At 35.5% G+C, this 16,519-nt stretch carries 11 protein-coding genes; 2 read left to right on the plus strand and 9 right to left on the minus strand.

The window, feature by feature from the left end:
* Positions 1–33 precede the first annotated feature (33 nt).
* Both rsgA and dtd read left to right on the plus strand, forming a co-directional pair.
* Positions 34–954, plus strand: coding sequence for a ribosome small subunit-dependent GTPase A (gene rsgA / locus ACFSAH_RS02300; protein ID WP_379661073.1), 921 nt, complete (start codon positions 34–36; stop codon positions 952–954).
* 52 nt (positions 955–1,006) lie between these two features.
* Positions 1,007–1,465, plus strand: coding sequence for a D-aminoacyl-tRNA deacylase (dtd, locus tag ACFSAH_RS02305; RefSeq protein ID WP_379661074.1), 459 nt, complete (start codon positions 1,007–1,009; stop codon positions 1,463–1,465).
* A 160-nt stretch (positions 1,466–1,625) separates the two neighbouring features.
* On the opposite strand, the gene ACFSAH_RS02310 is transcribed toward dtd, so the two are convergent.
* The 9 genes from ACFSAH_RS02310 to ACFSAH_RS02350 all read right to left on the minus strand — a co-directional run bounded on the left by ACFSAH_RS02310 (position 1,626) and on the right by ACFSAH_RS02350 (position 16,506).
* Positions 1,626–2,957: a T9SS type A sorting domain-containing protein gene (locus ACFSAH_RS02310; protein ID WP_379661075.1), complete on the minus strand. Its 1,332-nt coding sequence runs from the start codon at positions 2,955–2,957 to the stop codon at positions 1,626–1,628.
* Between the two features lie 205 nt (positions 2,958–3,162).
* Complete coding sequence (locus tag ACFSAH_RS02315; protein WP_379661076.1) at positions 3,163–5,760, minus strand: alpha-amylase family glycosyl hydrolase; 2,598 nt, start codon at positions 5,758–5,760, stop codon at positions 3,163–3,165.
* Positions 5,761–5,787: 27 nt separating this feature from the next.
* Entirely contained in the window at positions 5,788–7,122 is a 1,335-nt protein-coding gene (locus ACFSAH_RS02320) for an MFS transporter (protein WP_379661077.1), read from the minus strand.
* Complete coding sequence (locus ACFSAH_RS02325; RefSeq protein WP_379661078.1) at positions 7,119–8,891, minus strand: alpha-amylase family glycosyl hydrolase; 1,773 nt, start codon at positions 8,889–8,891, stop codon at positions 7,119–7,121. Before ACFSAH_RS02325 ends, ACFSAH_RS02320 begins: the two co-directional genes overlap by 4 nt.
* A complete protein-coding gene (locus ACFSAH_RS02330; RefSeq protein ID WP_379661079.1) occupies positions 8,888–11,215 on the minus strand; it encodes a family 65 glycosyl hydrolase domain-containing protein in 2,328 nt (775 codons plus the stop codon). Before ACFSAH_RS02330 ends, ACFSAH_RS02325 begins: the two co-directional genes overlap by 4 nt.
* A gap of 17 nt (positions 11,216–11,232) precedes the next feature.
* A complete protein-coding gene (gene pgmB / locus ACFSAH_RS02335) occupies positions 11,233–11,904 on the minus strand; it encodes a beta-phosphoglucomutase (RefSeq protein WP_379661080.1) in 672 nt (223 codons plus the stop codon).
* Positions 11,901–13,754, minus strand: coding sequence for a glycoside hydrolase family 13 protein (locus tag ACFSAH_RS02340; RefSeq protein ID WP_379661081.1), 1,854 nt, complete (start codon positions 13,752–13,754; stop codon positions 11,901–11,903). The genes pgmB and ACFSAH_RS02340 overlap by 4 nt, the downstream gene beginning before the upstream one ends.
* Positions 13,755–13,827: 73 nt before the next feature.
* Positions 13,828–14,898, minus strand: coding sequence for a SusE domain-containing protein (locus ACFSAH_RS02345; RefSeq protein WP_379661082.1), 1,071 nt, complete (start codon positions 14,896–14,898; stop codon positions 13,828–13,830).
* Between the two features lie 30 nt (positions 14,899–14,928).
* Complete coding sequence (locus ACFSAH_RS02350; RefSeq protein WP_379661083.1) at positions 14,929–16,506, minus strand: RagB/SusD family nutrient uptake outer membrane protein; 1,578 nt, start codon at positions 16,504–16,506, stop codon at positions 14,929–14,931.
* Positions 16,507–16,519: the final 13 nt, after the last annotated feature.

The raw sequence follows: 16,519 nt of genomic DNA on the forward strand, positions 1-16,519 counted from the left end.
CCTCATTTCACTTTTTCAGTATCTTTACCCACAATGCAGGGATTAGTCACAAAATCAACCGGAAGCTGGTATAGCGTAGCTGCTGAGAACGGCGAACATTACGAATGTAGAATTAAAGGAAAGCTAAGAATCAAAGGAATTGTAAGCACCAATCCTGTGGCTGTGGGCGATATTGTGACGTTTGAACTAGAACCCGATCAGGAAACAGGTGTTATCAGTAAAATTGAACCTCGTAAAAATTACATCATTCGTAAATCAATCAACCTATCTAAACAGGCACATATCATTGCTGCCAATATGGATCAGGCATTTCTGGTGGTTACTTTGGCTTCTCCAAGGACTTCTTTGGGTTTTATCGATCGTTTTTTGGTTACTGCAGAAGCTTACCACATCCCGGCAATTCTTATTTTTAACAAATTAGATTTATTCAGTGATGAAGGCCTGGATATTCTGGAAGATTTCATGTCTATTTACGAAAACATTGGCTACGCTTGCTATGCGGTATCAGCAAATGATGGTTTCAATATTGAGATTATTGAAAACCTCCTGAAAGATAAAACGACTCTATTCTCTGGTCATTCCGGTGTTGGAAAATCGAGCTTAATTAACCGGATAATTCCGGATATAGCCATTAAAACCGGAGAAATTTCTGACTGGAGCGACAGCGGAAAACATACTACAACTTTTGCCGAGATGTACAATTTGCCTTTTGGAGGAAAGCTGATTGACACACCGGGCATCAGAGAACTTGGTATTTTCGATATAGACAAAAAACAACTGGCACATTATTTTCCCGAGTTTAGAGAACGTATGCATGATTGCAAATTCAACAATTGCGTACACATTAACGAACCTGGTTGTGCTGTTTTAAAAGCTTTAGATGAAGGCGAAATAGAACCTTCCAGATATGATAGTTATTTGAGTATTTACAACGGAAACGAAACCAGGAATTAAGAAAAACCGGAAGTCCGACGAAATAACTCAGACAACAATAACGAAAATAAATATGAGAGCAGTTATACAACGTGTTTCAGAGGCATCTTGTAAAGTTGAGGGAGAAATTACCGGGGCAATTGAAAACGGTTTTCTGGTATTGTTAGGAATTTCTGAAGAAGATACGGAAGAGGATGTAAAATGGCTGGCCACAAAAATTGCTAATATGCGTATTTTTGGAGATGAGAATGGACTGATGAACAAATCTATTGCAGATATAAAGGGAAGAATACTCCTAATCTCTCAGTTCACATTATTCGCCCAAACAAAAAAGGGAAATCGCCCAAGTTTTATTAAAGCTGCCAAACCCGACAAGGCTATTCCTCTGTATGAAAAAATGATTACAGCGCTTTCTGCTTTAACGGAAACAAAAATAGAAACAGGAATATTTGGTGCCGACATGAAAATTTCGTTAACAAATGACGGCCCTGTAACCATTGTTATGGATACTGCAGATAAAGAAAACCACTGATTTTATTTTGAACTACTATTGGTTAATTAACCAATATAGTTTAGTTCTTAAACCAAACTATCAGGTCAAATAAAAAGCCCCCGTTTAATTCTTCCCGGGAGCTTCGAGTCCAAATTTCAAAAACAACATATCATTATTTGGTTTTACCCCATGCAATCTGTTATTTTTTTATGAAAGGTGCATATAACTCTTTTTCTCCGTCTTTTACTGTAATTATGTAATAACCTACCGGGATAGACAAAACATCTATTTGTTTATCTGACAAACTAACCCCAGCTGCTATTTTTTCGGAAACAACTTTTTCTCCTTTAATGTTTACAATATTTAGCTCAGCTTCTGATGCTAACGAAACTGTATAGTTTAATCGTAAATAATCTGTAGCAGGGTTTGGATACACACTTAATTTCAACTGTTTTTTGTTATCAACGGATATTGTTTTACTATAGGTGTATTTTCCGTCTTCGTCTAACTGCTTTAACCTATAATAGGCTACACCAACTACAGCTTCTTTATCTATAAAACTATAGGAATTTACCCCTGCTCTGTTTTTTGCAGGCACACTAGCTATGGTTTCAAATGATGCTCCATCTGTATTTTTTTCTACCTCAAAGGATTGGGTATTTACTTCATTTACGGTTTCCCAATTTAGAGTTACCTGTCTCGAAGCTTTTTCCTGTTGTGCTGAAAAAGAAATAAAATTTAAAGGCAAAGCACCGTTTCTTATAATTGCAACTGTTGGCGTTGCTCCTGATAAATTTACCGTTATGGTGTACAAACCTTCGGTAGCTGCATTAATATGCCATTTGGGATCGACCCCGCCGTTAAGAAGAAATTGTGCCTCAGTAAGTCCTAAGTCTTGTTCATCTGTCATGGGATGTATCCATTCATACTTCTGATTAAACGTAAGATTAGTTGCAATTTTAAATTCTCCATCACCAGCACCGTCTTTAACTAAATTCCCTGTCCAAGTAAATATTGCAGCATTACCTGGATCAACAGTCATACTGGTTGCATTTTCAACAGGCCATCCCCCCGGAGTTGCGCTACCAACCAAATATAAATTTGGGTAATAATTAAGTTTTTCAAAACTGATAGCCATGGTTTCTACATTTATTATAATCTTGTAGATTCCTTCATCTTCTGTTGCTGTTATTCTCCATGTATTGTCAGCTTCAGGAAACCAGTTTTGTGTAATAATGTGACCGGTATTGCTAATAGCTTGACTTGCAGTTGTTGGTACAATCCAGTCACCAATATTCCAATCAATATCATCTTCTGTATGAAATTTAAAGCTCCCTTGCTTTAAGGGACCTATATAAGTAAAAATTTTAGTATTGGATGGAGATTTCACCATAGCGATTCCTTTTGCATCAGGCCATCCGTAAAAGGTCGCATCTCCAACAATTCCTAAATGACCATAATCTGCCGCTTTTACCTGAAAAGACAGTGCAAAGGGCATTAACAATGCTATAAAAAGTATTTTTTTGTTCATAATGGTATTTTTAATAAATAATTTTAGTTACTAAAAGCTTGTTTAAACAATAATTATAAACAACCTGGTTGTTTTATAATCTGATTAACATTTATATTTCACTTCCCCTCCTTTCTTATTAAAGCTCAAAATAGCTCAACCTCTATAAATTCAAAAAGAGACCTAAAGTGACTGTAAAAACACCAGCCACTTTAAGTCATTTATTTTAATTCATTTCCTTTTTTGACAGGATATAATATTCACCTGGCTGCAGGGTTACCGGATAATTATAGGTAGCATTTACCCTCTGCTTGGTCAGGTAATTAATCCATTCTCCTTGTTCAGGGAAATCAATGGTTGCTGACTGTTGAGTAACATCAAAGTTTCCATATACGACCATTTTATTAGTCGCAGATGTAAGTATAATTTGTTTAATAGCTCCTCCGGTATGCTGAGTTATATAATTTGTTCTGCTAATAACCTCATTACTTGTTTTCATCTTAATAAACTTCGAAAAATTATTGTACAAAGCTTTTCTATTGGTATCTCCAAAGTAATTCCAGAGAATAGGCTTTTCTCCGGTTCTTCCATTTCTATCAATTTCAATATCATAGCCTAACTCTCCAAACTGCCACAACATTTTTGGCCCTGGTACAGCCATTAGAAATGCCATTGCCATTTCTTGTCTTTTTAGTGCTGTTGCTAAGTTTTTGACATTATAAGATCCCGATGTTTTTCCGTATTGCAGGTTTCTGTACATCATCCGTTCCTCGTCATGACTTTCCATATAAGTTACCAAATTCTCAGAAGATGCAAAACCATGCGAAGTGTGAAAAGCTCTGTCAAAACTCGATTCATTTATATGCCCCATTGAGGCCTGACTAAAATTATGATTCAAGTTATTCCATAACATCATACCTTCAGCTGCTAGTTCTTTTTCTTCACTATCTTCTGCAAAATGTTCTAGTATAACATAGAAATCATTTCCTGCAATTGATTTTATATAGTTGTTATAGTCTTTCCAGATGGCTATTCTGCTGGCATCATATTTGGACCATTCACCAACATTAGATCCTGTGTTTTTTTGCGTAAACCCTTTGGATAAATCAAACCTAAAACCATCTATTTTATATTCTTCTATCCAAAACTTCACTACATTTTTCACGAATCTTCTGGTATCCGAACTTTCGTGGTTGAAATCATAACCTACATTATATGGATGTGTAGCGTCTTGATTAAACCATATATTTTGTGCATTAGGTTTGCTGTTAATGGCGTCAAAATACATTTTCACCATCGGAGATTCTCCAAATGAATGGTTTAACACCATATCTATAACCACAGCAATTCCATTTTTATGACAAACATCAATAAACTCTTTTAACGCTTTTTTTGTTCCATAATATTTATCTGCTGCAAAATAGAAGGACGGATTATATCCCCAACTGGAATTACCTTCAAACTCATTAACAGGCATTAATTCAATAGCGTTGATACCTAAATCTTTGAAGTAACCTATCTTTTCAATCAACGCTTCATAATTCCTTTTTTCATGAAAATCGCGAACCAATAGCTCATAAATAACCAAGTCATTTTTTTGAGGTCTTGTAAACGTACCGCTTGTCCATGAAAAATCATCTGCTTTTGTATTAAAGACACTCACTGTTCCTGTGGTTTTACCTGACGGATAACTTTTTAAGTTTGGATATGTTGCGGTTGAAATATATTGATCGTTATACGGATCTAATATTTTTTCGGTATACGGATCTGCTACTGCTATATTTCCGTCTATCTTAAACTGATACCCATATTCTTTATTTAATTCCAGATTATCTAACCGTATCCACCAAAAGTTTCCATCGGGAGTTTTTTTCATAAAATACTCGCTACTTGGGCGCCAGTCATTAAAGTCTCCTATCAAATAAACATTTTGCTTTTTGGGAGCATATAAGGTAATTAATGCCGATGTTCCTCCGTTTAATAAAACAACCCCTTCTTTGGCTTCGATAGGCAGAGCTTCTACAACCACGTCGCTATTAATTACGAAATAAAACACAGCCGAACTGGTTTCAGAACCATCATTTGCCTCCAATATAACTTCATAGTTACCTGCCTGCTCTACCTTATATTTCGCTTGTAAGGTTTCGGAATTGCTTACTGATGTTATTAAGTCTCCGTTTATCTTTAATGAAAGTGTTGCTTTTTTAGAGCTTACTCCATCAATAAGTAGTTCCTGTCCTACATCACTGATTTTTATAATAGGTCTAGGCTCGCTCAAAGGCTCCATTTCTGGATTTAAAAACCTCACATTCAACTTATTGGACTCAAAGAACGGAAGATAAATGTCTGAACCATCCGCATTTCTACCCACGATATCACCGCTTGCATTTTTAAATACCATGGCTAATTTCAGAATAACTTCTCCTGCAGGAACCTGCAAAAATTCTCTTGGATTTAGTTTAAACTCAAATTTAGAGTCTTCTTTTGGAGTTAATCTTGTGTTCTCTACTGCTACTTCCCATCCATTTTTCACATACTTCCAATCTGTATCATTTGTACTTTTATTGGTAATTACTCCAATGTGCACAAACACCTCACTAGCTCCTCTTAAAGCTCCATTACCTTGTTCTAAATCTACAACAAAGGTTAACTCCTCACTCCCTGACGGAAAATGTGGCTCATAGGTTAATAAGGCTTTCTGTTCTACCGGAGAACCTGACTTCGAGTTTTTATCTTCAAAATACTCTCTTGTTAGTTCCTTTTTTGTGCAAGAAATACCTAAAAACAATGGTATTAAAAGCGCATATAAAAATCTATTTTTCATTTTTTATATTTTTTAATTTAAAAACTATTAATCAACCTTTACATCTTTTATATAAAGCACAGAAATGGCTCCTAAAATCATAGCTATTCCAGCAATAACAATAGCATATATAGCCTCTCCGTTGTATATTTCTTTAACTACCAATCCTCCAAAAAAGCCGTTTATTATTTGTGGAAGTGTAATGAAAAAATTAAAAATCCCCATATAAACCCCCATTTTCCTTGCCGGCAAAAAATCGGACAACATTGCATAAGGCATAGATAATATGCTCCCCCAAGCTAAGCCTACGCCTATCATAGAGAATATTAAATGCATAGGATCTTGAATAAAATAGATAGATATTAACCCTGCGCCTCCTGCAAGTAAAGAAACCGCATGAGCTATTTTTTTACTTGTTTTTTTAGCAATAAAAGGCAGCACAATAGCGTATAAAGCAGATACTCCGTTGTATATTCCAAATAAAATACCTACCCAGTTTCCTGCATCTGCAAAATTTACTGATGATGTATCACCTACTTTAACGTTGTATATATGCTGTGAAATTGCCGGAGTTGTAAAAACCCACATTGAAAACAATGCAAACCAAGAAAAAAACTGTACCAGCCCTAACTGTTTCATAGTAGCTGGCATATTAGCAAAGTCTTTAAAAATAGAAAGTATTCCTTCTTTTTTATGTTCGGTATACTCTTCTTGTTCGAATTTAGCCATTTCTTGTGGCGAGTATTCCTTAGTAAAAAACACAGTCCACAAAATGGTAAATATTAATACCGCAGCACCAGTATAAAAAGAATAGACTACATTATCTGGTATATGCCCTTCTGGTGCTGTTTTTGAAATCCCTAAGTATTCTGCAAAAACATAGGGCAACAACGATCCTATTACAGCACCAATACCGATGAGAAAAGTTTGCATAGAAAAACCCGCACTTCTTTGTTCTGTTGGCAATTTATCGGCAACCAAAGCCCTGAAAGGTTCCATTGCTACATTTATAGACGCATCCATAATCATCAATAAACCTGCACCAATAAGCATTGGCGATAAAACAGAGGTAAGTACTGCCGAGTTTGGCATCAATATTAGAGTCATTGCAGTCAAAATTGCGCCAACTAAAAAGAAAGGTCTTCTTCTTCCTAATTTGGTCCAAGTTTGATCGCTATAATAACCTATAATGGGTTGCACAATCATACCTGTTAACGGAGCTGCTAACCAAAACAAAGAAAGATGTCCTACATCGGCACCAAAGGTCTGCAATATGCGTGATGCATTACTGTTCTGAAGAGCCAATCCAAATTGAATCCCCAAAAAGCCAAAACTCATATTAAATATTTGCCAGAAAGAGAGATTTGGTTTTACTATTTTCATAATTCAAACTTTAATAACTGAGCTGATGATGGCTGAACTTTTATGGAAACACCTTCCTGAACTGAATTTATCTCAAAAAAACCACCTTCAAGAATATTCTCGATATTAAGTTTCTTATTTTCATTTCTAAGTAAATAATCGGGTAGTTTTATTTTGACATCAATAGGGTTTCCTCTATTAAAATTAGCAAGAACCAAAACATGTTCTTTTCCAAAAGAACGGAGGTAAGCATATGTTTTTTCTTGTGAATTGGAGATAACCGTTAATTCGGTAAAAGTTCCTTTAACAATTGCCGGCTCTGCCTTAACCAAATTCAACAACCGGCTATAAAAAGCTCTTAAATCTTGCTGTTGAGCAGACAAAGCCTTGCCATCAAAACGCCCTGCATTCATCCACTTTTGATGCTCTGGCACTCCCCAATAATCAAAAATAGTACTTCTTCCGTCTTCGCCTCCATATCCTTCATTTCCTTTACCCGGCTCTCCTACTTCTTGTCCAAAATAAATCATCACCGGACCTCCTGAAATAGTGGCAGAAACCACCATACCGGGCAATGCTAATGTAGGATCTCCGGCAAATCCTTGTGAAGCGATACGCTCTTCATCATGATTTTCTAAAAAACTTAAGAAGCGGCTCTGATATGCTTTTGTTTTAGTTAACGAAAGACGGATATTTTCTACACTTGCTTCTTCTTCATTTTTTATTAATGGCTTTAATGCGTCATACAAACCAACCTTGTCGTACAAATAGTCAAAACATCCTATGGTTAAGTAGTTTTCATAAACATCCGGATTATATGCTTCTGCAATAAAAATGATTTCGGGGTTTACTTCTTTTACCTTTGGAATTACCCAGTTCCAAAATTCTACAGGCACCATTTCGGCCATATCACAACGAAAACCATTTACTCCTTTCCCTACCCAATACACCAAAATATCATGCATTTTTTCCCAAACCGGAGGAATTGGATCAAAATGCGTTTCCCCGTTTTTTTGGTAATCTACCCCATAGTTTAATTTAATGGTTTCATACCAGTCGTCATCCGAAGGTTTTTCTGTAAAAACATTATTCCCTGTTGCTTTTGCCGGTTTTTCCTCAAAAAAACCGTCTCTTTTGTCTCCTTCAAAGCCATCTATACGTTTTTGTTGTGGCACTGCAAAAGAAGTTCCTGGCAAGTAATAAAAATCGTTTTTTGCTGTAAAATTTTTCTTTTTGTCATCATCTTCTCCAAAATCACGAACATGAGCGGGTTTTTTATCAGATTGATAGGTACGCGCCACATGATTAGGGACAAAGTCAATTATTGCTTTTAAACCAGCTTGATGAGTCCTCTGAATAAGTGCTTCAAACTCTTCCATCCTTTGATTTACTTGTACTGCCAAATCGGGAGCTACATCATAATAATCTTTTATGGCATACGGCGAACCTGCTCTTCCTTTTACCACATCCGGATCGTCTGATTTTATATTAAAGTTAGTATAATCCGTCATGGTAGCATGTTCTATAATTCCTGTATACCAAACGTGTGAAATACCTAAGTTTTTCAGTTCGGAAAGTGCTTTGGAAGTGATATCGTTAAATTTACCAACACCATTTTCTTCTTTAGAACCATAATGTTTGTTTGTTTGATTTTGATTACCAAAAAGGCGAACCATCAACTGATAGAGTACAATTTTCTCATCTTTGGCTACAGAATGCCTATGCGAGGTAGTACACGACCATATAATGACTACACCAAACAATACAAGAAAGCATTTTACAAATCTCATATACATTCCTTTTTTAAGGACAAAATTTCTTTTTCGGACTCTGCTTTAATTAACAAAGGAGAGCCGTTAACAAACAGTTTAATATTTTCTATCGAATGGTTTTGAATTATGGTATAATCATGAGCTACTTTCACGTTCAATTTAAATCCTCTAAATAAAATATTAAAAGAGTATGACTCCCATTTTTCGGGAAGCATTGGTTTAAAGTGTAAATAGCCGTCTCTTACTCTCATTCCTGCAAACCCCTCGACAACACTCATCCATGTACCTGCCATAGAAGTAATATGAAGACCGTCTTGAGTATCGTTATTATAATCATCTAAATCTAAACGAGCGGTACGAAGGTAAAACTCATAGGCTCGTTTCTCATCTCCTAACTTTGCCGCTAAAATGGAATGTACACATGGTGAAAGCGAACTCTCATGGATTGTTCTGGCCTCATAAAAATCAAAGTTTCTTCTTAGGGTTTCTTCATCGTAATTATCCTCGAAGAAGTACATTCCTTGCAAAACATCTGCTTGCTTTATAAAACATGAACGCAAAATACGATCCCAACTCCAGTTTTGATGAATAGGATAGTGTTTTGGATCTAAATCCCTAACCATCATTTGCTCTTTATCTAAATAACCATCTTGCTGCAAAACAATACCTAAGTCTTTATCTTCAGGATAGTACATGTTTTCAACAATTTCGTTCCAACGAACCGTTTCTGTTATTTTATCAAAAGTGGTTTTAGCTATTAAAGCACTATAAACATGAGGGGCTTTTTCTTCTACATAGGCTAATGCTTCTGTAGCATAACTAAGACACCATGATGCAATTAGATTTGTATACCAATTATTATTAACATTGTTTTCATATTCATTTGGACCGGTAACTCCTAATATTACAAATCTCTTTTTCTGCTCGCTCCAATTTACACGCTGGCTCCAAAAACGAGCAATAGCAATAAGAACTTCGAGCCCATAGTCAACTAAATAGTCTTTATCTCCCGTATAACGGATATAATTAAAGATGGCATAAGCTATTGCTCCATTGCGATGAATCTCTTCAAAAGTAATTTCCCATTCATTGTGACATTCTTCTCCATTCATCGTCACCATTGGATACAAAGCTGCTCCATTTTTAAAACCTAATTTCTCTGCATTTTCTATGGCTTTTGGCAAATGTCTATACCTGTATATTAACAGGTTACGACTTACTTCCTGCTCTGCAGTAGACAAGTAAAACGGAACGCAGTAAGCTTCTGTATCCCAATAAGTAGATCCGCCATATTTTTCACCGGTAAATCCTTTAGGTCCAATATTTAACCGCACATCTTTACCTGTGTAGGTTTGGTAAAGATGATAAATATTAAATCTGATTGCCTGCTGTGCTTTAGCGTCTCCTTTTATTAAAATGTCACTGGTTTTCCATTTCAAACCCCAAGCATCTGCTTGTTCTTTTAATAACTTGGCAAAACCTTTATCTGCAATATTTTTTAGAGTTCTTTTACATACTTCAACTAAGTTTTCTTTGGAATGGTTTTCTGACGAAATATTAGCTGCATATTTAAATACACTTAACTGGTCTCCGGCTTTAACCGTAATTGTTTGCGAAGAAGCTAGGTACTTCTCTTTTTGGATTTGTTCGAAAGTATTTTCTAAAGCTTTTCCATTTAACACAAGGTAAGTTTCTATTCCTGTACAAACGTCAAACTCTGTTTTATTTGTTCTTAAGGTTAAAATAGCCTGCTGTTTTATTTGTTCCTGATAAACCTGTGTCCAAAATTTATCGCCATAATTGGCATCCTGATTTTTAACATCTCCATCTAATATACTTTTTACATGGATAATTCCATCAAAGTTTTTAGCTGTTATCTGATATTTTAAAGCTCCGCATTCATCATCAACAATGCTGTAAAAACGAGTTGATTTTATTTCCAAAACACATCCGTTATTCAAACGTAATAAGGTTTCTCTTTCCAAATATCCTTCCTTCATATTCAGGATACGTTTAAATGATAAAACTTCTGAAGTGCTTAAATCGACTATTTCATTATTAACCTTAATTTCTAATGCTATCCAATTACAGGCATTTAAAACTTTGGCAAAGTACTCTGGATATCCATTCTTCCACCAACCCACTCTGGTTTTGTCAGGATAATAAATTCCTGCTATATAGTTTCCTTGTAAGGTTTTGCCCGAATAAGTTTCTTCAAAATTGGCTCTTTGTCCCATGCGCCCATTACCAATACTGAATAGGCTTTCTGATATTTTATGATAATCCGGATTAAATCCCTCTTCTATAATATTCCATTCGTCGGTTGTAATATAATCTTTCATACTCGCTGTTCTCTCGTTTATATTTTTGCTATTAATTTATCTGGCGTCCAGTTTTCTAGGTCTGGCGTTACCATATCTGCTCCTGTTAAATTGGATGGAAGTCCTATTCCTACTACTTTCATTGATACTGCTTTAGCGGCGTCTATTCCTGCTTGCGCATCTTCAAAAACCACACATTCTTGTATTTTTACTTTTAAAAGCTGCTGCGCCTTTATAAAAACTTCTGGATCTGGTTTTGATTTTTTCACCAGATTCCCATCAACAATTGCATCAAAAAAATGTGTTATCCCGGTTCTTTTTAAAATAATTTCAGCGTTTTTACTTGCTGATCCTAAGGCTATTTTTATACCCTCTTTTTGTGATAAAACAAGAAAATCATACACACCGGGTAATATTTCATCTGGTGTCATTTTTTCTATCATTTCTATATACCAGGTGTTTTTAATATTCGCTAAGCGATTTAACTCGTTCTCTTCATTTACTTCTTGATTTCCCCACTTTAATATTTTTTTTAGTGAATCTATTCTGCTTATTCCTTTCAGTTCTTCATTTTGTTGCTCGGTAAAGTCAAAACCCAAAGAGTTAGCCAACCTTGACCACGCATTGAAATGGTACTTTGCTGTATCTACCAACACTCCATCTAAATCAAAGATGAACGCTTTGTATAAGTTATCTTCTCTGTCTTTCATTCTTGAAGTAGTTCTAAAATAAGGGCTGCTCCGGCAGGTATCTTTATATTTTCTGTTAAAGAAATCGTGGTGTCTTCTAAAATATTATTGGCATGCTTAGCGCCTTTTATACGTTGTTGAAACCTATCTAAAGGCAGTTCTGACATTTCTTTATTTGAGTTCACTACCAACATTACTGTTTTTGAATCGTCATAACGGAAATACACATATACCCCATCAACAGGTACATACTGCATTAATTTACCATCCTGTAAAGCGGTTGTATTCTTACGGTAGTGAAGCACTTTTTTCAGATGGTTATAAAACTCATTTTCCTCTGCCGTTCTTCCTTTTGCAGTAAATTTATCTACTTTGTCATCAGCCCATCCTCCCGGAAAATCTGAACGTACTAAACCATCAGGATTACTAAAGTTTTTCATTAAAATTTCTGTACCGTAATATATTTGCGGTATTCCTCTGGTTGTTAATAAAATGGAATATGCTGTTTTGAATTTTTGCAGATTCTCCCCTAAAATCGAGTAAGACCTACTCAAGTCGTGATTATCTAAGAAGAGAACATTCTGAGTAGGATCCTGATATACAAAATCTTGCGAAAGAACTGTATAAAGTTGATTAACTCCTGATGTCCACCCAAAGCTACCATTTAGAGTTTCGAAAATAGCGTCTTTAACCTGTACATCAATTACACCGGGCAAAGCGGTTTCTATACCTTGGTTTAATTTATTTCCTCTAGAAAAGAATGCCTGACTAATTACACTATTTACTAACGTTTCTCCAAAAACACTTAGCTTAGGAAACTCTAGGTTCATACGTAAAGCCCATTCACGCATATAATCTAAATTATTATACGGATAAGTATCTAATCTTAACCCGTCTAAACCGGAGTACTCTACCCACCATATAATATGCTGATTAATATAATTTTGCACAAGCTCGTTCTCTTGGTTCAAATCTGGCATAGACTCTACAAACCAACCATTTAGCATTTGTTTTTTATCGATATCTGCGGCATAAGGATCCATTGCCGTTTGATCTTTATAAGTAGTTTGTGTAAAGGTTGGCCATTGGTGCAACCAGTCTTTGAAAGGGAGATCTCTGATTGTCCAGTGCTGGTCTCCAAAATGGTTATGTATAATATCTTTAACTACTTTAATTCCTCTTTTATGACACTCTTCTACAAACTGCTTATACAATTCATTAGTACCAAAACGTGGGTCTACTTTGTAATGATTGGTAATGGCATAACCATGATAAGACGCATTGCCCATGTCATTTTCTAAAACAGGGGTAAGCCATATTGCTGTAAACCCAAGGTCTTTGATATAATCTAATTTGGAAATAAGTCCTTTCAAGTCTCCTCCGTGACGATAATACATAGAGTCTCGGTTTAGCTTTACTTCTCGCATTCCTTTTACTATATCATTTTTAGGATCTCCGTTGGCAAATCTATCAGGCATAATTTGATAAATAACATCTTTGCTATTTACTCCCATGATTCTATTACTAGCATCTGATTTAGCTTCTAACGTATAAGAATACGGTATAGCTTTTTCTCCTTTTTTCACAAACCTTAAAGGAACTATTCCTGGTTTCGCTTCTGATGAAATATCCAGATCTATAAATAGATAATTAGGGTTTTCTACCCGATGTATTTTTTTTACATAAACTCCGGGATAACTTATTTCTACCCCTCTTTCACCAATTTTATTCCCATAAACAGTTAATTGAAGACGGGTATCTTTCATTCCTGTCCACCATGATATAGGTTCTACCCGATCAATTTTTTGGGCAAAAGATAAACTGATAAAAAAAACAAAGAATAATGAGGTTAAACTATACTTACGGATCATTTTACAAGTTTTTTATTAAGAAGTATTCAGAAACAACTGTTATCCAATCTGCTTCTGAATACTCTGAATAATGTTATTTTTTAACTATTGTGTAAGATTTATTTCCGACATCTAAAACAATGTTATAATTCCCGGCAGTAATTGGGATGTCAGCCCCACTATCTTTTAGATCTCCGATTTCTCCGTCCGGATCAGCCCCTAAGTTGATTCCCCAATCATGGTTGTATCTAAACTTAAAATCTCCAGTTAAAAACGTGATATTAATTTCCCACAAGCCTGTTGTATTATTGTATCTCATGTCCGAGTCAACATTCCATCCATCACTGGTAGGATTTGCACTTCCCACCACTCCCCAACTGAATTTTTCTATTTTATAAGTATCGTCATTGGTATTTAATGTAATCTTATAGCTACCTGCTCCCGGAACCTTGAAATTATTCCCTTTTCCTAACTCTGTTTTTCCATTCCCAAGATCTCCATAAATACCATTTTCCCAATCTTTCTTAGTTGTAATTTTAAATTCAAAAGCATCGTCATCAGTAGTATTTGCATTCGGGAAATAAATCACTCCCTCATAAATGCCATTCCCGGTAGCAGATATTAAACTGTCTGCTGTTTCTGGTGTCCATCCTGTAGGATTATCAGCACCTTTTTGATAATGTCCCGGAACATATACACGAAATACTAGCGGGTAAGGTTTTACATTAAGACTTACCTTATTGCTGTAGGTAAGCCCTAGCTTATTGCCTACATAAGACATCAACCTTACTTCTATGTCAGAAAACTCATCTTCCGGTAGGTTTAATTTGAGCAAAATCTGGTTAAATTCTAGACCATTAAACGCTTTTTTCAATTCTTTGGCAGACAAAGTTACCTCTAGAGGTTTGGAAAAATTGTCAGATTTTTCACTAAACTGCAAAACATTAATAACTGCTGCGTTATATCCAAAATCTAGCTGGTTAAAAGTGAATGAGATCACCTCTTGCTCTTCCATAGATTTCTCTAAAACCAACTGATCAGTTGATGCCTTTAATTCTATTTCTCCTTTTGGATTGAGGATAGATTTTTGTTCGTCTTTTTTACAAGCTCCTAATCCTAGCAATACCACGGCAAGGGTTAAGACTTTTATAAATATTTTTCTCATTTTAATCATGATTTAAATCCTTTAGTCTGATTAATAACCAGGATTAGGTGTAATATTTGGATTCGCAATAATTTCACTGGAAGGTATAGGTAATAAAGTTCTAAAAGACTCGATAGCTTTACCTTCTTTCAAGCCCCCTTTCCAAGGCCACAAATAGTTGCTTCCCGTAAATTTCTCAAATCTGATTAGGTCGGTTCTTCTATAGCCTTCAAAATATAACTCTCTGCTTCTTTCGTCTAAAATATCGTCTAGACTTACAGTTGTTAAGTTCCCTGAAGTATTGCCATATGCTCTTTCTCTTACTTTATTGAAATAAATTAAGGCATCTCCTTGTGGTACACCGGTTCCTCCACGTAATATAGCTTCTGCATACATTAAATAAACATCGGCTAGTCTCATTAGCGGAAAATCTAGTGAGCTAAACGTCCCATCATGAGAAGCACCTGCAGTGCCTGTAGAACTCATGTTTTTAAATTTAGTTATTGCTAAGCCATCGGTAAAGAGGCTGTACTCTTCATTATCTGCTTTATCTCCGTAAAACATAGCTCGCTTGTCGGCCGTATTAAATAATGTAGGCAATAGGCTTACTGCTCTATTTCCTCCCCAACCGCCACTTGGTACACCATAGCTTCCGGGATTCATATCGGCATTAATTAAGGAGTTAATAATGAAGGTAGTTCCACCGAAATTTTGGGATTTCTCTCCATCATAATTTATCGTAAAAATTATCTCGGATTTACTGGTTACATTATTATCTATTAAAAACAAGTTTTTATATATAGGTGCTAATTGGTAACCCGCATCAATTACTTTTTTTGCATAGGTTACGGCTTCGGTGTATTTTCCTTTTCCTTTGCCCAAATAAACTTCTGCATTAAGATATAGCTTTGCCAATAAGGTCCAAGCAACGGCTTTATCTGCTCTTCCGTATTCATTGGTTTTCGGATCGGCCAATTCATTCTGAATTTCTAAAAGTTCACTTTCTATGTAGGCAAATAAATCTGCTCTAAAAATTTGTTTGGGTGCATTTTTACTAATTACATTGTCTTCTGTCACAAATATCGGGTTGCCAAATAAATCTATCAATATCCAATACTGGTAGGCTCTTAAAAATCTTGCTTCTGTTCTGAATTGGGCAATTTTCTCTCTATCTGCAGCGGGTATATTTCTACTGTTTAGTTTGGCTTCGGTAGACTCTCTTAAGAACTCGTTGGCTAACGTAATTTGATAAATACTACGGGCATATAAACCTTTAATCATCACATTGTCCGATGCGGGCATACCGAAGTTCATATCTGGTATACCTGGGTCATTCCATGCACACAAAGTTTCGTCAGAAGTTAACTGCTGAATATTCCAATACAATCTCAGAAAATCAGACTGTCCAGCATCTATCCCACCTAAATCCCCTGAACCTGCTCCGCCTCCACCCGTTAAAGCAAAACTTGCATATATTTTAACGAAAGCTCTTTTGTAACCATCCAAATCTTTATACACTTCGTCTGCTGTAATATCATTAGTTGGTTTCAGATTTAGAAGATCTTTATTACATGATGTTAAACCTAACATCACTAGACCTATCGATAATATTTTTATTAACCTTTTCATCTTTCAATTTTTT

Origin of the sequence: Pseudopedobacter beijingensis (genome assembly GCF_042678145.1) — a bacterium.
GTDB classification, from domain to species: Bacteria; Bacteroidota; Bacteroidia; order Sphingobacteriales; family Sphingobacteriaceae; genus Pseudopedobacter; species Pseudopedobacter beijingensis.